The 16,170-nt window shown below is 67.9% G+C and carries 16 protein-coding genes and 1 pseudogene; 11 read left to right on the plus strand and 6 right to left on the minus strand.

Annotated features, from left to right (window positions below; translation table 11 throughout):
* Positions 1-30: 30 nt before the first annotated feature.
* Positions 31-996 carry a phage tail protein gene (locus MRS60_RS02195; RefSeq protein ID WP_243565154.1) on the plus strand — a complete coding sequence of 322 codons (966 nt, stop codon included), beginning with the start codon at positions 31-33 and terminating at the stop codon, positions 994-996.
* Positions 997-1,201: 205 nt separating this feature from the next.
* Complete coding sequence (locus MRS60_RS02200; protein WP_243565155.1) at positions 1,202-2,230, plus strand: transporter; 1,029 nt, start codon at positions 1,202-1,204, stop codon at positions 2,228-2,230.
* A gap of 24 nt (positions 2,231-2,254) precedes the next feature.
* Here MRS60_RS02200 and MRS60_RS02205 read toward each other — a convergent pair.
* Together MRS60_RS02205 and MRS60_RS02210 are read right to left on the minus strand one after the other, a co-directional pair.
* A pseudogene (locus MRS60_RS02205) lies at positions 2,255-2,401 on the minus strand (DUF1427 family protein); the annotation flags it as partial.
* 27 nt (positions 2,402-2,428) lie between these two features.
* Positions 2,429-3,406, minus strand: coding sequence for a quinone oxidoreductase family protein (locus MRS60_RS02210; RefSeq protein WP_243565156.1), 978 nt, complete (start codon positions 3,404-3,406; stop codon positions 2,429-2,431).
* 162 nt (positions 3,407-3,568) lie between these two features.
* On the opposite strand from MRS60_RS02210, the gene MRS60_RS02215 reads away from it, so the two are divergent.
* Positions 3,569-4,489, plus strand: a complete 921-nt coding sequence (locus tag MRS60_RS02215; RefSeq protein ID WP_034183692.1) for a LysR family transcriptional regulator — start codon at positions 3,569-3,571, stop codon at positions 4,487-4,489.
* Between the two features lie 134 nt (positions 4,490-4,623).
* Here MRS60_RS02215 and MRS60_RS02220 read toward each other — a convergent pair whose 3' ends face one another.
* Positions 4,624-6,792, minus strand: coding sequence for a M1 family metallopeptidase (locus MRS60_RS02220; RefSeq protein WP_034183693.1), 2,169 nt, complete (start codon positions 6,790-6,792; stop codon positions 4,624-4,626).
* A gap of 14 nt (positions 6,793-6,806) precedes the next feature.
* On the opposite strand from MRS60_RS02220, the gene MRS60_RS02225 reads away from it, so the two are divergent.
* The 5 genes from MRS60_RS02225 (at position 6,807) to MRS60_RS02245 (ending at position 10,672) form a co-directional block, all read left to right on the plus strand.
* A complete protein-coding gene (locus MRS60_RS02225; protein WP_161785072.1) occupies positions 6,807-7,019 on the plus strand; it encodes a hypothetical protein in 213 nt (70 codons plus the stop codon).
* A 416-nt stretch (positions 7,020-7,435) separates the two neighbouring features.
* Positions 7,436-7,930 (plus strand): LEA type 2 family protein, encoded by a 495-nt coding sequence (locus tag MRS60_RS02230; protein ID WP_034183694.1) that lies wholly within the window; start codon positions 7,436-7,438, stop codon positions 7,928-7,930.
* A gap of 170 nt (positions 7,931-8,100) precedes the next feature.
* Entirely contained in the window at positions 8,101-8,433 is a 333-nt protein-coding gene (locus MRS60_RS02235; protein ID WP_034183695.1) for a YegP family protein, read from the plus strand.
* Positions 8,434-8,558: 125 nt separating this feature from the next.
* Positions 8,559-9,692 carry a methyltransferase gene (locus MRS60_RS02240; protein ID WP_243565157.1) on the plus strand — a complete coding sequence of 378 codons (1,134 nt, stop codon included), beginning with the start codon at positions 8,559-8,561 and terminating at the stop codon, positions 9,690-9,692.
* An 89-nt stretch (positions 9,693-9,781) separates the two neighbouring features.
* Positions 9,782-10,672, plus strand: coding sequence for a class I SAM-dependent methyltransferase (locus tag MRS60_RS02245; RefSeq protein ID WP_034183749.1), 891 nt, complete (start codon positions 9,782-9,784; stop codon positions 10,670-10,672).
* A 49-nt stretch (positions 10,673-10,721) separates the two neighbouring features.
* On the opposite strand, the gene MRS60_RS02250 is transcribed toward MRS60_RS02245, so the two are convergent.
* Positions 10,722-11,294, minus strand: a complete 573-nt coding sequence (locus MRS60_RS02250; RefSeq protein WP_243565158.1) for a DUF1415 domain-containing protein — start codon at positions 11,292-11,294, stop codon at positions 10,722-10,724.
* A 76-nt stretch (positions 11,295-11,370) separates the two neighbouring features.
* Positions 11,371-11,991 (minus strand): TetR/AcrR family transcriptional regulator, encoded by a 621-nt coding sequence (locus tag MRS60_RS02255; protein WP_034183698.1) that lies wholly within the window; start codon positions 11,989-11,991, stop codon positions 11,371-11,373.
* A gap of 220 nt (positions 11,992-12,211) precedes the next feature.
* On the opposite strand from MRS60_RS02255, the gene MRS60_RS02260 reads away from it, so the two are divergent.
* From MRS60_RS02260 to MRS60_RS02270, 3 genes are all read left to right on the plus strand, one after another.
* A complete protein-coding gene (locus MRS60_RS02260; protein WP_243565594.1) occupies positions 12,212-13,495 on the plus strand; it encodes an MFS transporter in 1,284 nt (427 codons plus the stop codon).
* Positions 13,496-13,651: 156 nt separating this feature from the next.
* Positions 13,652-14,257, plus strand: coding sequence for a nitroreductase family protein (locus MRS60_RS02265; protein WP_034183699.1), 606 nt, complete (start codon positions 13,652-13,654; stop codon positions 14,255-14,257).
* A gap of 186 nt (positions 14,258-14,443) precedes the next feature.
* A complete protein-coding gene (locus MRS60_RS02270; protein ID WP_034183700.1) occupies positions 14,444-15,694 on the plus strand; it encodes an Hsp70 family protein in 1,251 nt (416 codons plus the stop codon).
* Positions 15,695-15,789: 95 nt separating this feature from the next.
* On the opposite strand, the gene MRS60_RS02275 is transcribed toward MRS60_RS02270, so the two are convergent.
* Complete coding sequence (locus MRS60_RS02275; protein WP_034183701.1) at positions 15,790-15,993, minus strand: cold-shock protein; 204 nt, start codon at positions 15,991-15,993, stop codon at positions 15,790-15,792.
* Between the last annotated feature and the right edge of the window lie 177 nt (positions 15,994-16,170).

Raw genomic sequence — 16,170 nt, forward strand, 5'->3', positions numbered from 1 at the left:
GAATTAAACCAGGATTCAATGAGACGCTGAATGAGTGCGCCGGAAAATTCAAATTCGAAAACTCCACCCAGCCTGCTGTCCGATACTAAACCGGAAGGCAACGGAGGAGCTCAGCAGTCTCGCATTCTCGCGAATCTGGAAGGGCGTGTCACGCCGCCCGCCGAACCGGCGCGCCGTTCGCTGAAGGCACCGATTGCGGCCGTCGTGGCATTGGTGGTTGCCGTCGGCGGCTGGGGCGCATGGCGCATGCAGCAGCATTCGGGCGAGCAGGCCGTCGCTGTCACGGCTGCAGCCGCGCCCGCAGCGGCCGAGCCGGCCAAGGCCGCACCGGCCAGCGGTGCCGCCGTGCAGGTCGCGCAGAATGGCGCGTCCGCCGCGCAGCCGGCCACGATCGTCAACGACGATTCGGCTTCCCGGACCGTTGCGTCCGCATCGTCCGCGTCCGGCGCGGACAACAGCCGCCTGTCGCGCGCGCTCGCCGATGGCGCCGACGACGCATCGGGCACAGCCACGGCCGGCGCTGCCGCAGCCGCCACGGCCGCAGCGGCAGCGACGACGAAAACTGCGAAGGCCGACGCCGCGAAGAGCACGAAGGTCGCGCAGGGCAAGGCCAACACGAAGGCCGAGACGAAGGCTGAAGCCCGCAAGCATCGCAAGGAACAGGAAGCCGAGCTCGCGCAGGCGAAGAAGCGCCGCGATGCGGCGTCGACGCGTACCGCGAATGCGAAGGCGGCCGGGAAGGACGATCCGGATGCCGATCTGCTCGCTGCGCTCGTCGCGCGCACGAAGCCGGCCGACAAGAAACTCGCCGCGCAGAAGGCGCAGGCCGTGCCGACCAAGACGGCGGCGGCGACCGGTTCGCTTGGGGCGCGCGTGAAGGAGTGTTCGGAGCGCGGCTTCTTCGAGGATCAGTTGTGCCGCTGGCGCGTCTGCGACGGCCACTGGGGCAAGGACCCGGCGTGCCCGAACGCCGCGCAGTCGGAGACGCGGCAGTAACGCGTCCTGCGCATGCCGCGATGCCGTATCTGCGCCGCCCGTTGGGCGGCGCGTTGCTTTTGGGCATGGAAGCTGCCGGTATCATGCGGCGTGACACTGTCACGAGTGCGTCACGCCCGTCGGGCATACGTCTCCTTTCTTTTCCCGGCGCGGGCCCGCGACCCGCGATGTGCGGCGCGCCGCGCATCGCACGACTTTCGACACGATGGACCTGATCGTACAGACTTACGGCGCCGATACGTCCGGCATGGTGTGCGGCTTCCGCTTCGTTCCGGGCGGATCCGGCGCAATGCTCGACGCCGATGCGGCCGCCGCGTGGCTGCACACGTGCCGCGAGCGCGACGCGGTCGCGTCGGACGATTTCGTCTGGCTGCACTTCAATCTCGCGCACGGCGCGAGCGAGCGCTGGATGCGCACGCATCTCGGGCTGCCGGACAGCTTCTTCGCATTCCTCCACGAAGGTTCGCGCTCGACGCGCATCGAGCAGGAAGACGGCGCGTTGCGCGCGATCGTCAACGACGTGATGTTCAACCTCGAGCTGACGCCGTCGGAGATCGCGACGCTGTTCGTCCACGTCGAGCAGCGCATCATGGTCACCGCGCGGCTCAAGCCGCTGCGCTCGGTCGACACGCTGCGCGCATGCGTGCGCGACGGCGAGCAGTTCCGGTCGCCAGCGGAACTGCTCGTGCACCTGCTGCGCGACCAGGCCGACCTGCTGATCCAGATCATGCGGCGCACGAGCATCGACGTCGATCGCATCGAGGATCGCTTTTTGTCGCAGCGGCTTACGTCGAGCCGCATCGAACTCGGCGCGATGCGCCGCACGCTGACACGCCTGCAGCGCATGCTTGCGCCCGAGCCCGGGTCGATCTTCCGGCTGCTCGCGAAGCCGCCCGCGTGGCTGCACGTGGAAGACACGCAGGAGCTGCGCGAATCGACCGAAGAGTTCTCGCTGGTGCTCGGCGATCTGTCGGGGCTCAACGAGCGGATCAAGCTGTTGCAGGAAGAGATCGGGTCGCGTCTCGACGAGCAGAACAACCGGACGCTGTTCACGCTGACGCTCGTGACCGTGATCGCGCTGCCGATCAACATCGTCGCCGGCTTCTTCGGGATGAACGTCGGCGGCGTGCCGTTCTCGGAGAACAAGCACGGCTTCTGGCTGATGGTGCTGCTCGTCGCGGGCTTCACCGCGCTCGCCGCATGGTGGGCGTTCCGACGTCGCGACGATCGCTAGCGCCGGCGCCGTTTCGGCGCGTCAGCGCAGCAGCGCGATCGCGCGTTCGCCGATCACCATCCCGAGCAGGCCGACGAGCGCGACGAGCGGCGGGGCCGGCGAGCGCACGTGCAGCAGCGCATACAGCACGCCGACGCCGAGGCCCACCGCGAGCGAAGTCAGGTAATCCATCATGGCGGTCTCCCGTGCGGTCCGGCGTCAGGGCTTGAGGATGACGCGCTCGCGCGCACCGGCCAGCACCGCGCGATACGCGTCGTGTGCGCGTTCGAGCGGGTACACGTAGTCGTCGCCGATCGGGAACGGGCGCAGCGTGCCGTTGCCGAAGCCGGGTGCGAGCGTGTCGAGGATCTGCGCGACCGCGGCGCCGCCGAGCTGCAGCGAATCGATACCCACGTACGTATGCTGGCCGCGATAGAACGCGAAGATGTCGAACGGCACGCTGCGGTCGATCGTCGAGATGAAGATCTGCCGCGCACCGATCGCCATCGATGCGTTCGCTGCTTCGAAATACGGGCTGCCGACCGTGTTGTAGACGATGTCCGCGCCGCGGCCGCCGGTCGCCGCGTGCACGGCATCGGCGACGGGCCAGCGCGACGCGTCGATCATGTGCACGTCGCCCGATGCATGGCCGCGATAGCCGCCGGGGCCGCGCTCGACGCCGATCACGGTCGCGCCGCGCGCGGTCGCCAGCTGGATCGCGGCCTGGCCGACCTTGCCGTTTGCACCGAACACCAGCACGACGTCGTCGGCCGTCGGCATGCCGGCCCGGCGCAAACCCTCGTATGCGGTGACGAACGGCACACCGACGCCGGCCGCTTCGTCGAGCGTCAGCACGGCCGGCTTGCGGCGCACCAGTGCCGCGTCGAGCACGAGCCATTCCGCGTGCGAGCCGTCGCGCCCCACGCCGAGATCGCCGCCCGATCCCCACACGGGCGCGCCGATCGACTCGGCCGGGCCGCTGCGCACGATGCCGGCCCAGTCGCGCCCGGGCGTGCGCGGCCACACCGCGTGCGGCATGCGGCCGAGCGCGGCCTTCACGTCGCTCGGGTTGACGCCGGCCGCGCGCACCTCGATCAGCATCTGGCCGTCGGCCGGCACGGGTTGGTCGATTTCCCTGACGCGCGCGTCGAGCGACTCGATGTCGGCGGCGGGGGCGTCGAAGCGGATGCTGCGCATGATGGTCTCCGTGGCGGATGGCTGCCGCGCTGCCCGGCGGGCCGGCGCGTGCAACGAGTGGAAAGGATGAATGCAGTCTAGTTGGGGCGGTTTGACACGGAAATATGCAAAGGTGGATGATTGTTTTGCGATTTGCGCATAGCAAAACCCGAGGCCCCCTGAATGGACGACTTCCTTTCCCCGCATCTGGCGCTGTTCGTCGACGTGGTCGACCAGCAGAGCTTCTCGGCGGCCGCGCGCCGGCTGGGCGTCGCTGCGTCGTCGGTCACGCGGCGCATCGACCGGCTCGAGGCGCAGCTCGGCATCCGTCTCCTGCATCGCACCACCCATGCGCTGCGGCCGACCGAGGCCGGGCAGTTGCTGTACGGGCGCGCGCTGCGGATGCTGGCCGAGCTGCGCGGCCTGCAGGAAGACCTGCACAGCCAGCACGACGAGCCGAGCGGGCTGCTGCGCGTCGACTGTCCGGCGCCGTTCGGCCGCCTGCACTTGATGGCCGCGCTGGCCGCGTTCATGCAGCGTCATCCGGCGCTGCAGGTCGACCTGGTGCTGACCGACAGCATGGTCGACCTGCAAGGAGCGCGGCTCGGTTCCGACGTCGATCTCGCGGTGCGCATCGGCCCGCTCGAGGACACGCGCTTCGTCGCGACCGTACTGGCGCCGCAGCGGCGCGTGCTGTGCGCGAGCGCGGCCTACCTCGCGCGGCGCGGCGAGCCCGAATCGCCCGACGCGCTCGCCGGACACGACTGTCTCGCGTGGCATGGCGCGCCGCCGCCGGGCGCCTGGCGCTTCGGCGACCGCCGCCACGTGCCGGCGCAGCCGCGGTTTCGCAGCAATCATTCGGAGGCGTTGCTCGAAGCCGCGATCGACGGGCTCGGTCTCGCGCACCTGCCGACCTGGCTCGCCGGGGATGCATTGCGCGACGGACGGTTGCGCGCGGTGCTGCCGCAGTATGCGGCGGCGCCCGAGCACGCGACGATCCACGTGTTGCGCCAGCAGGCGCGCGGCAGCGCGCGTGCGTCGCGGCTCGTCGCGTTCCTGGCAACGTGGTTCGCGCAGCCGGCGTGGGATGCCGCGTGGGCGTGAGCGCAAGAAGGCGCGTCGGGCGATAGCGCCGCGCCGACAGAAAAAAGGGCCTCGCTCGCGAGGCCCGTCAAAGGTCGGGAGGAGGTACGCCGGCCGGCGCCGCAGGCTGCGCGGCACCGGCCGGACGCGCACCGTTACTGCGTCACTACCTTGCGCGGCTTGAAGATGCCCTGGTATTGCAGGGCCGGGCGTTCCTTCGTCGCCGGCGCGATGCCGCCGAAGGTCGGCGTCTGGCGCAGCTTCATCGCGGCCGGCGAAGCGACCGAACCGATCGACGTCGAGCGCGAAGCCGGCGCGAGGTTGTTCGCGACCAGCAGCGCGGCCTCGCTCTTCAGGTTCGACAGCAGCACCGGATCGGACGAGCCGTTGACCTGCGTGAGCAACCCGCTCCAGGCCGCGTCGCTGTAGTTCACGACGTAGTAGTCGAGCCCGCTCGGGTCCGCGACCACGCCCGTGCAACCGTCGATCCGCGTTTGCGTCTGCGTGTCCTTCAGCGCGAGCGTCGTGCGTTGCGCGAGACCCTGGCCGTACGCGAGCGTGATCGGCACCGTCCACTGCAGGCCCGGATACGCGTTCTTGTTCGGGAACGGCTGCTGCTTCAGCGTGACGATCGTCTGGTTCTTCGTCAGGTCGCACTGCGTGTCGAGCGAGATCAGCGGCACGCCGGTCTGGCGCACGTAGCTGTCGCCGATCGCGCCGACCGACTGGCCGCTCGCCTTCGACAGCGCGTCCCACAGGCGCTTCGGCGTGCCGTTGCCGAACGAGTAGTCGACCAGGTACTGCTGCAGACCCTTGCGCAGCGTCTGTTCGCCGAGATAGTTCTCGAGCGTCTTCAGCACGTGGCCGCCCTTGTCGTACGTGAACGCGCTGGCGCTCAGCACGAAATCGTTCGACGCCCAGCCGTTGAAGTTCGGCGCGACCGGGAACGCGTTCGGGCCGATGTCACGATTGATCACGCGGTACTTGTTCTTCACCTGGTCGAGCCAGCTGAACTCGTCGGGGAAGAACTGGATCGTCGTCTTCGTCTCGAAGAACGTCGCGAACGATTCGTTGAGCCACACGTTGTCCCACCAGTCGGTCGTGACGAGGTCGCCGAACCACTGGTGCGCGACTTCGTGCGTCAGCACCTCGTTGCCGTAGCGCGACATCGGCTGGCCCGGCTGCGGCAGGATGTCGTCGGCGAACTCGAGGATCGACCCCCAGTTCTCCATCCCGCCGAAGTTCAGGTCCTTCTGCTCCTTGAACGCGTCGTTCGCGGCGACCGTGTCGAACTTCGTCAGCGGCAGCGCGATGCCGGTGTAGCGGTAGTAGTAGTCGAGCGCCTGCTTGGTGCGGTCCATCGCCGGCTTCGCCCAGTCCTTCATGCCCGGCGGCGTGAACACGCGCAGGTGCAGGCCGCCCTTGCCGCCCGGCAGCGGGCTCGTGAAGTCGTCCTCGTAGGTGTCGAACAGGCCGCCGCCGAAGAACAGCAGGTACGACGGCATCGGCGGGGTCTTCTCGAACTGCACGAGCTTGTAGCCGCCGCCGATGCTGGTGGACGGCTTCTCGGCCGCGTTCGACACGACGCGCCAGCTTTGCGGCACTTCGGCCGTCACTTCATAGGTCGGGCGGAACGCCGGCTCGTCCCAGCCGGGGAACCACTGGCGCGCCAGGTTGGTTTCGCCCTGGGTGAGGATCGCGCCGCTCGTCGTGCCGTCGGTGCTCTTCAGGTCGACGCGGAAGATGCCTTCCGCGGCCGAGCAGCCCGGATACGGATCGTCGCCGCAGCTGCCGCCCGTCTTCGTGACGGGATCGTCATACGACTTGAAGTTGATGATGCCCGACCACTCCATGTGCAGCGAATAGTTGCCCGGCGAGATCGTGCCGCTCACGGGGCGCAGCTGGTAGAAGTCGCCCTTGTCCTGCGGCGTCGCGATCAGCTGGATGTTGCCCGGCTGCAGCGTGATGCGGCCGTTCGTGAACTTGATCCGGTGGCCGGCGATCACGATGTTGTTGACCGGCTTCAGCACCTTGATCTCGACGTCGGCGCGGCCGTCGAACGCGTTCAGCGCTTCGTTCGGGCGGAACCACAGCCGGTAGTTCACGGGTACGACGGTGTCCGGCAGCTCGACAGGCGACACGCTCTTGTCGACGTTGGATGCGCTCGGCGGAGCGGTGACGGCGGGCGACGAGCCCGAGTGCGGCGCGCCGGCGGAGCTGAGCGCGGAAGCCGAGCCCGCGCCGCCGTCGTCGCCGCCGCACCCGGCGAGCGCGAGTGCGGCGACGAGCGGCAGATAACGCATCTTGCGAATGTTGATCGACATGACTGAAACCTCGATTGTTGAAAGAATCGTTCAGTGCTGCGAAAACGCCGGCAAAAGCAATCCCCTCGCCGTTAATCAACAGCGATGAAAATGCCAATGACGGATTATTCGAAAAAGACGGCGGCCGACTACGTGAAGGTAATCATGGTTTACTGCCCCCTCTGGATTTCCGGATGTCGGTTAACTTGCCGGTTCAAAATGGACGAGCGCGTGTTGTACTGAATTGATTTCGCGCGCACGACACGGGGCCGCACGCCCGGCACGGGCGCGCAATCCCTTTGAACCGACGACCTACGGGGCTGGCCGGGCCAGTCCGCAGGACGGAAGGAAGGCGGGTCGCCGTTCCGTAAATTCGCCGTCATGCGGCTTCAAGGTTTGTCGGCCAGCTCGAAGGATGCGTAAATATACTTGATGGTTTTAGGTAAAGGAAACGAAAAATTTAGAAGATGCATCTATTGAATTTTTCCCGCTTCATTGAATGCTGGAAGTCATTAATACGCTTTCCGTTTAGCCGATGGCTTCGTAGTTTTAATCTATTAACGATCTGGCGAGGTTGCGAAAACTACGAAATCCGGCGTGCCGCGGCACGCTCGGTACAATGCATCGACGACCCGTTCACCGATTGCCGCGAGGAGACCTTCCGATGCCACGAGCCCTGTTCCGTATCGCGCCGCTGCGCGCCGTGCTGCTGCTGTTCGCCGCCGTGTTCCTGCTCGGCGGTTGTGCGGGGCTGACGCGCGACCCCGTGCGCGTGTCGGTCGCCGGGCTCGACCCGCTCGTCGGGCAGGGGCTCGAGATGCGTTTCAGCCTGAAGCTGCGCGTGCAGAACCCGAACGATGCGCCGATCGAGTACGACGGCATCTCGGTCGCGCTCGACCTGAACGGCACGCCGTTCGCGAGCGGCGTCAGCGATCGCTCGGGCACCGTGCCGCGTTTCGGCGAGGCCGTGCTCGACGTGCCGGTTTCCGTGTCGGCATTCGCCGCCGCGCGGCAGGCGTGGAACCTGCCCGGCGCGGCTGCGAACGGCGAGCTGCCGTATGCGCTGCGCGGCCGGCTCGCCGGCGGCGTGCTCGGCACCGTGCACTTCAACGACGCGGGCACGCTGCGCCTGCCCGCGATGCCGGGATGGGGCGGATAGCCCGGGCGCCGCGCGGATGCCGGCGCCATGCCGGACGAAGCGGCGCGTGCGCGCCGGCCCTGACGATTCCTGACGATTGAATTGCACCGGCCTTGCGTTTTCCCGGCGGGATCGCGCTTAAACTGGCCGGGTCCGGAGGGCCGGACGAACTTTCACCCGAGGGGATCCCAATGGCAGCGAAATTCGTCATCAAGAAAGCGAGCGACGGTCAGTTCCTGTTCCACCTGAAGGCCGGCAACGGCGAGATCATCCTGCGCAGCGAGCTCTACAAGACCAAGGCGTCTGCGGAGAACGGCGTCGCGTCGGTGCGCAAGAACGCGCCGGACGACGCGCGCTACGAGCGCAAGACCGCGAGCAACGGCCAGTTCATGTTCAACCTGAAGGCCGGCAATCACGAGATCATCGGCACGAGCGAACTGTACAAGGCCGAAGCGGGCCGCGAGAACGGCATCGCGTCGGTGAAGCAGAACGCACCCGACGCGGCGCTCGACGACGAGACCTGACGCGCGCGTCCCGGGCGGCGGTGCGTGCCGCCGCCCGCGCTTTGCCGCGCGGGCAAAGCGCGGTATGGTGTGAGCCGCGCGGCGCGATGCCGCCGCCCGTTGAAGCCAACCGTAACCGAGTTCGCGTGACCGATTTCCCCGTTTTCCACTGGACCGACGCCGACGGCGCCGATCATGCCGTGCGCTGGCGCTCCGAAGCCGGTGTGCAGCCGCCGAAGCGCGCGGTGCCCGCCGACGACCGCCTCACTGCCGACGCGGCCTACCGCCTTGCGTGCGAGGGTACCGCGCTCGTCTGGCAGGGCGACTTCCAGAATGCGCGCCAGCTCGTGCAGGCGATGGCGCGCCGCGTCGAGCGCAAGCCGAAGAAGGCGAAGGCCGCGGCCGGCGCCGACGCATTCAACCTGCATCGTCTCGCGCAGTCGCAGCGCGCCCGCACGCTCGGGATGCTATTGATCCCGCTCGACGCCGATTACACGATCCCGCTGCGCCGCGCGCCCGACGTGCGCGCCGCGTGCGAGGAGGCGTACGGGCCGGGCGGCGCGCCGTCGGTCGTGTCGCTGCGCGAACTGCTCGGCCTCGTCGGCGCGCATGAGTGGCGCAAGAAGGGCGTGCCGATCCCGGCGCTCGGCGGCGCGCCGATCCATCCGCACTACGGCGTGTTCTCGCCGGTGCGCGGCGAATATGTCGAACTCGTCGCGCGCGCGCCGCTGCCGGCGACGTCGCTCGCGTTCGACGTCGGCACGGGCACCGGCGTGCTCGCGGCCGTGCTCGCGTCGCGAGGCGTCGAGCGCGTCGTCGCGACCGACCAGGATCCGCGTGCGCTCGCCTGTGCGCGCGAGAACGTCGCGCGGCTCGGTCATGCGGATCGCGTCGACGTCGTCGAGGCCGACCTGTTTCCGGCCGGCCGTGCGCCGCTCGTGGTCTGCAACCCGCCCTGGGTGCCGGCCCGGCCGAGCGCGCCGATCGAATACGCGGTCTACGATCCCGACAGCCGCATGCTGCGCGGTTTCCTCGCCGGGCTCGCCGCGCATCTCGAGCCGGGCGGCGAGGGCTGGCTGATCCTGTCCGATTTCGCCGAGCACCTCGGCCTGCGCCCGCGCGACACGCTGCTGCAATGGATCGACGAGGCGGGCCTGGTCGTGCTCGGCCGCGACGACATCCGCCCCGCGCACCCGAAGTCGACCGACGCCGACGATCCGCTGCATGCGGCACGCCGCGCCGAGGTCACGTCGCTGTGGCGGCTCGGCGCCCGAGCCTGACCGCGCATTTTCGGTAAACTGTCACTCTCCCTCACGAATTCCCGCCGCCGGGCCGTGGTCGACCGACCGTGGCCCGGCGCCGCATCACGATGTCGAACAAGACCCACGAAATCCGCCCGGAGCAATCCGTCGAGCTGCTGAAGGAACTGCACATCCTCACCCGCGACGGGAAGCTGAACCAGGACAGCCGCCGCAAGCTGAAGCAGGTCTATCACCTGTTCCAGTTCATCGAGCCGCTGCTGGCCGGCGTGCAGGCCGACAAGGGCAGCGTGACGCTCGTCGATCACGGCGCCGGCAAGTCGTATCTCGGCTTCATCCTGTACGACCTGTTCTTCAAGCAGCAGCCGGGGCACGGCACGCCGGCGTTCGCATCGCACGTGTACGGGATCGAGACGCGCGAGGAGCTCGTCACGCGCTCGGCCGAGCTCGCCGCGCGGCTCGGGTTCGGCGGCATGTCGTTCCTGAACCTGTCGGTCGCCGATTCGATCACGTCGCCGCAGCTGCCCGAAACGGTCGACGTCGTCACCGCGCTGCACGCGTGCGACACGGCAACCGACGACGCGATCCGCTTCGCGCTCGCGAAGCGCGCGCAGCACATCGTGCTGGTGCCGTGCTGCCAGGCGGAAGTCGCGGGCGTGCTGCGCCGGAACAAGGGCAAGTCGCTCGCGAACGCGCTGACCGAGGTGTGGCGGCATCCGCTGCATACGCGCGAATTCGGCAGCCAGATCACCAACGTGCTGCGCTGCCTGCAGCTCGAAGCGCATGGCTACCAGGTCAGCGTGACCGAGCTGGTCGGCTGGGAGCATTCGATGAAGAACGAGCTGATCATCGCGCAGTACAAGAACCTGCCGCGCCGGCGGCCCGGCGAGCGGCTGAACGAGATCCTCGGGATGTTCGGGCTCGCCGAACTGAACGAGCGCTTCTTCGTGCCGGAGGCCGCGGCAGCGGGCGGCGAGGCCGTCGAGCCGGCCGAAGGCTGACGCGCGGGCGGGCCGAACCGCGTAGCGGCCGGCGCGAGCGCGCGGCGCATCAGACGTCGTCGCCCGGCCGGCGCATCCATTCGCGCCAGCCGTCGTGGCCGAGGCGGCGCAGCGTTTCCTGATTCTTTTCATAGATCGCGGACGCGTCCGGGAACGCGTCGACCGCACGCGCGATGCTGTCTTCGCGCAGCAGGTGCAGGATCGGATACGGCGCGCGGTTCGTGTAGTTCTCGATGTCGTCGGGGTCGCTGCTTTCGAACCGGTATTGCGGATGGAAGCTCGCGATCTGCAGCACGCCGTCGAGCCGCAGTTGCTGCACGAGCCGATCGGCGAAGAACAGCGCATCGTTGTAGTCGACGAAATCGGCGAACGCATGCGGGAAGATCACGAGCGTCGTGTCGACCTGCTGCGGGTCCGCCGCGTCGAGCGCGCGCAGCTCGGTTTCGAGCTCGGCGAGCGCGTCTTCCAGCGTCGTCGCTTCGCTGATCGCGTAGCGCACCTGTTCCTTCACATAGACGCTTTTCGCGAACGGGCACAGATTGAGCCCGATCACCGCACGCGCGAGCCAGTGCCGCGTGGCAGCGAGGATGTCGTCGTGCGATTCGGGGCGGGTGTCGGTCATCGTGAAACCAGTCGGGCGGTGGAGCGGAGAGGGCCGCATTGTAGCGGGCACGCCGGGTTCGGGCGTGCGCCGCCCGTCATGCGCACGCGGCCTCGATCAACTGCGTGACGAGCGCGGGCGCGATACCGATCGGCGTTTCGCCGTGCCGGTAGGTCTGGCTCGCCGCATAGATGCCTTCGACCACCAGCGCGAGCGCATCGGCGAGCGCCTGCGGCTGGCGGGCGCCGGCGTCTTCGCACAGCGCGACGAGCCGCTTCATCAACTGTTCCTTGTTCTGCGCGACGCGCTCGCGCGCCGGGTGCGACGCATCCGGGAATTCCGCGGCGACGTTGACGAACGGACAGCCGCGATAGTCCTTCTGCGTCGCGCGCTCGGCAAGATCGACGAAATACTGGATCAATTGCGCCTTCGGCTGGCCCGGATGCTTGGCGACGCTCGTGTCGAGACGCTCGAAGAAGCACGCGTCCATCCGCTCCAGGTACGCGAGGATCAGCTCGTCCTTCGACGAGAACTGGCGGTACAGGCTCATCTTGTTGACGCCCGCGCGCTCGACGACCGCCTCGACGCCGACCGTGCGAACGCCTTCCCGGTAAAACAGCTCCTCGGCGGCGCGCAGCAGGTGCTCGTGCGCAGTGGCCCCGTCGATCGGCCGGCGCGTGCGGCGCGCCAGCGGTTTGGCGGCTTCGATGCCGGACATGATGACCCTCGACTACGTGATGAATTGCTTGACATGTTACCGACTGGTAACTACGATCGCAACACAGTTGTGACCGGTCGGTAACAATGCTGGTCGGATCGACAGACAAATGCCAAGCGTCGGCCCGGGTCAGCCGATGCAGTGTGCGGCGGAGGTGGCCTGGCTGGGTAGGGCGGAGCAGGTGCGATGGCGCCGGAGCCGCCAACTGGAGAAGATGACGATGAACTGGGCGGTGACACGAATCGGCGGGCGCTTCCACTACGGATGGCTCGCGGCGGCGGTGGTATTCCTGATCCTGCTGGCGGCAGCCGGCACCCGCGCGACGCCGAGCGTGCTGATGGTGCCGCTCGAACGCGAACTCGGCTGGAGCCGCGCGGCGATTTCGCTGGCGATCTCGGTGAACATCGCGCTGTACGGGCTGACGGGGCCGTTCGCGGCCGCCGCGATGCAGCGCTTCGGGCTGCGCCCGACGATCCTCACCGCGCTCGTGACGATGAGCGCGGGCGTCGCGCTGTCGTCGATGATGACGCAGAGCTGGCAGATGGTGGTGATCTGGGGCCTGATGGTCGGCTGCTCGACGGGCGTCGTCGCGCTGACGCTGTCCGCGACCTTCGTCACGCGCTGGTTCCATGCGCGGCGCGGCCTGGTCATGGGCATCCTGACCGCGAGCACGGCCACCGGCCAGCTCGTGTTCCTGCCGATGCTAGCGGCGATCGCGCAGCGCCATGGCTGGCGGCCGGTCGTGCTGGTCGTCGCGGTAGCGGCCGCGATCGTGATTCCGCTCGTCGCGTTCCTGCTGCCCGAACGGCCGGCCGACGTGCAGTTGCGCCCGTACGGCGAGCCGGCCGATGCGCCGCCCGCGCTCGACGCGACGAAGGACAACCCGCTCGCGGTCGCGTTCCGCACGCTGCTGATGGCGAGCCGTTCGCGCGACTTCTGGCTGCTGTTCTTCAGCTTCTTCATCTGCGGCGCGAGCACCAACGGCTACGTCGGCACACACCTGATCGCGATGTGCAGCGACTACGGGATGACCGAAGTGCAGGGTGCGTCGCTGCTCGCGGCGATGGGCGTGTTCGACCTGTTCGGCACGACGCTGTCGGGCTGGCTGTCCGATCGTTACGACAACCGCGTGCTGCTGTTCTGGTACTACGGGCTGCGCGGGCTGTCGCTGATCTACCTGCCGCATGCGTTCGGCATCGATTTCTTCGGGCTGCCGCTGTTCGCGATGTTCTACGGGCTCGACTGGATCGCGACCGTGCCGCCGACCGTGCGGCTCGCGACCGACGTGTTCGGCAAGGCCGCGGCGCCGGTCGTGTTCGGCTGGATCGTCGCCGGCCACCAGCTCGGCGCGGCATTCGCGGCGCTCGGCGCGGGGCTGCTGCGCGCGAGCCTCGGCACCTACACGATCGCGTCGATGATCTCGGGCGGGTTGTGCATCGTCGGTGCGCTGATCGTGCTGCGAATCAACCGCGGCCCGTCGCGTGCGGCAGCGCAGGCAGCCTGAGCACGGTGGCCCGGCCGGCCGCACCGCATGCGGCCGGCCATTGCAGGCACGGTGATTTGCATAGCGCGGGAGGATCGGGCGCGCAAACGCTCAAGCGGGTATGCTTGCGGTTCGCCAGGCGTTCGCGCCCCTTCATCGATGTCAGCGAGGAACCGCATGTCCGTCAAACCTGCTCCCACCACTGTTTCGATTCACGATCTGATCGCGGGCCGGTGGAGCCCGCGCGCGTATTCGGATGAACCCGTCAGCGCCGGCGATCTGCACGCGGTGCTCGAAGCCGCGCGCTGGGCGCCGTCCGCATACAACGCGCAGCCGTGGCGCTTCATCGTATTCGAGCGCACGCAGGACGAAGACGCATTCAAGCGCGCATTCGCGACGCTGGTGCCGTTCAACCAGGGCTGGAATGCGCCGGCGCCCGTGCTGATCGCGGTGACCGCGCATACGCTTTCGCCTAAGGGCGAACCGGCGCCGACCGCGCTGTACGATGCAGGCGCCGCGGCGATGTCGCTGGTGCTGCAGGCGCACGCGCTCGGCCTCGCCGCGCACCAGATGAGCGGTTTCGACGCGAAGGCGTTCCGCGACGCATTCGCGATTCCGGCCGACGTCGCGATCGTATCGATCATCTCGCTCGGCCACTACGGCAACGTCGACAAGCTCGATCCCGTGCTGCGCGATCGCGAGAAGGCGCCGCGCACGCGCCATGCGATCGGCGAAGTCGTGTATGCGAGCGCGTGGAAGAAGAGCTTCGACGCGGCAGCCTGACCTGCCAGGCGGGCGGCTGCATCGTGCATCCCGTCCGCGCGCATCTCCGGCGCGCCAGGCCGCGCGCCGTCGTCACCGAAGCCCGTTCCGCGGCACCGGTGGCGGGCCCGGTTGTGATCCCGCGGGCTTCATGTTAAAAAGCCCGTCCTTTCCGTTTTCGCGCCGGCCCTGCTGCGGCAACTTCCCATGACTTACTGCGCGATCGATTTCGGCACGTCCAATTCCGCCGTGGCGCTGCCCGACGGCGACGGCATGCGCCTCGCGCCCGTCGAGGGCGACCACCTGACGCTGCCCACCGCGATCTTCTTCAACAACGACGAGGAGACGGTCGAGTACGGCCGCGCGGCGCTGGCGTCCTATATCGACGGTTTCGACGGCCGGCTGATGCGTTCGATGAAGAGCATCCTCGGCTCGCCGCTCGCGGAAACGACGACCGATCTCGGCGACGGCAGCGCGATCGCGTACACCGAAATCATCGCGCGCTTCCTGACGCACCTGAAGCGCAAGGCCGAAGCGCGCGCGGGCGCGCCGATCGGCCGCGCGGTGCTCGGCCGGCCCGTGTTCTTCGTCGACGACGATCCGCGCGCCGACCGTCTCGCGCAGGATCAGCTCGAGGCGGCCGCGCGGTCGGTCGGCTTCGCGGACGTTCACTTCCAGTACGAACCGATTGCCGCCGCGTTCGACTACGAATCGCGCCAGCAGGCCGAACGCCTCGTGCTCGTCGCCGACATCGGCGGCGGCACGTCCGACTTCTCGCTGGTGCGCGTCGGGCCCGAGCGGATGGTGCGGCTCGAGCGCAAGGACGACGTGCTGGCTCACCACGGCGTGCACGTCGCGGGCACCGACTATGACCGGCGTGTCGAGCTGGCGGCGATCCTGCCTGCGTTCGGCTACCGTTCGCTCGACCCGGAAGGGCGCGAGCTGCCGAACAAGATCTACTTCGATCTCGCGACCTGGCACCTGATCAATACGGTCTACACGCCGAAGCGGCTCGGCGAGCTGAAGCTGATGAAGCACCTGTACCAGGATGCGCGGCAATACGACCGGCTCACGAGCGTGGTCGAGCAGCGGCTCGGGCATGCATTGATGGCGCGCGCGGAAGAAGCGAAGATCGGCGTCGCGGCGGGCGGGGAGACGATGATCGACCTGAACGACGTGGAAGAAGACCTGCTGATCGCGTTCGATTCCGATCGTCTCGTCGATGCGAGCCGTGACGACACCGCGCGCATCGTCGACGCCGCGCGCGAGACGGTGCGGCTCGCGGGCGTTGCGCCGCGCGACGTCGGCGCACTGTATTTCACCGGCGGCTCGACGGGGCTCGCGTTCCTGTCGGGTGCGCTCGCGGGCGCATTCCCGGATGCGCAGCCGGTATTCGGCGACCGCCTCGCGAGTGTCGCGACGGGGCTCGGCATTCACGCGCAGCGGCTGTTCGGCTGAATGCAGGCAGCCGCATTCCGCCGTGCCGGATTGGCGCACAAAAACAAAAAGCCCCGCCGAAGCGGGGCTTTTTTACATCAAATCTCGCGCAGAACTTACAGCGGCTTGATGTTCGCAGCTTGCAGACCCTTCGGGCCCGTCTTCACTTCGAACTCGACCTTCTGGTTTTCTTGCAGCGTCTTGAAGCCTTCGGTGCGGATTTCCGAGAAGTGCGCGAACAGATCGTCGCCGCCGCCTTCCGGGGTGATGAAGCCGAAGCCCTTTGCGTCATTGAACCACTTGACGGTACCGGTTGCCATGTTACTTGTTCCTAAAAAGATAAAACGGGGCCGAAGCCCATGGGGTGCGGAAAATCAAGGAAGGGGTAATAGGACCAACCGGAGTACCGTTGATGGGCGAACTACGAAAGAACCAATTCACTCGCCGCTTGAAATCCTGCGAAGTCCTTTATACGGCTAATCGATCGTGTGGTCAAC

It is taken from the genome of Burkholderia pyrrocinia (assembly GCF_022809715.1).
Lineage (GTDB): Bacteria > Pseudomonadota > Gammaproteobacteria > Burkholderiales > Burkholderiaceae > Burkholderia > Burkholderia pyrrocinia_C.

Coding starts and splice junctions, on each gene's coding strand:
- MRS60_RS02250 (WP_243565158.1), bottom strand. CDS start 11,294: ATGACCGACACCCGCCCCGAATCGCACGACGACATCCTCGCTGCCACG.
- MRS60_RS02275 (WP_034183701.1), bottom strand. CDS start 15,993: ATGGCAACCGGTACCGTCAAGTGGTTCAATGACGCAAAGGGCTTCGGC.
- MRS60_RS02215 (WP_034183692.1), top strand. CDS start 3,569: ATGGACGACTTCCTTTCCCCGCATCTGGCGCTGTTCGTCGACGTGGTC.
- MRS60_RS02210 (WP_243565156.1), bottom strand. CDS start 3,406: ATGCGCAGCATCCGCTTCGACGCCCCCGCCGCCGACATCGAGTCGCTC.
- MRS60_RS02200 (WP_243565155.1), top strand. CDS start 1,202: ATGGACCTGATCGTACAGACTTACGGCGCCGATACGTCCGGCATGGTG.
- MRS60_RS02195 (WP_243565154.1), top strand. CDS start 31: ATGAGTGCGCCGGAAAATTCAAATTCGAAAACTCCACCCAGCCTGCTG.
- MRS60_RS02255 (WP_034183698.1), bottom strand. CDS start 11,991: ATGTCCGGCATCGAAGCCGCCAAACCGCTGGCGCGCCGCACGCGCCGG.
- MRS60_RS02235 (WP_034183695.1), top strand. CDS start 8,101: ATGGCAGCGAAATTCGTCATCAAGAAAGCGAGCGACGGTCAGTTCCTG.
- MRS60_RS02270 (WP_034183700.1), top strand. CDS start 14,444: ATGACTTACTGCGCGATCGATTTCGGCACGTCCAATTCCGCCGTGGCG.
- MRS60_RS02220 (WP_034183693.1), bottom strand. CDS start 6,792: ATGTCGATCAACATTCGCAAGATGCGTTATCTGCCGCTCGTCGCCGCA.
- MRS60_RS02245 (WP_034183749.1), top strand. CDS start 9,782: ATGTCGAACAAGACCCACGAAATCCGCCCGGAGCAATCCGTCGAGCTG.
- MRS60_RS02230 (WP_034183694.1), top strand. CDS start 7,436: ATGCCACGAGCCCTGTTCCGTATCGCGCCGCTGCGCGCCGTGCTGCTG.
- MRS60_RS02265 (WP_034183699.1), top strand. CDS start 13,652: ATGTCCGTCAAACCTGCTCCCACCACTGTTTCGATTCACGATCTGATC.
- MRS60_RS02260 (WP_243565594.1), top strand. CDS start 12,212: ATGAACTGGGCGGTGACACGAATCGGCGGGCGCTTCCACTACGGATGG.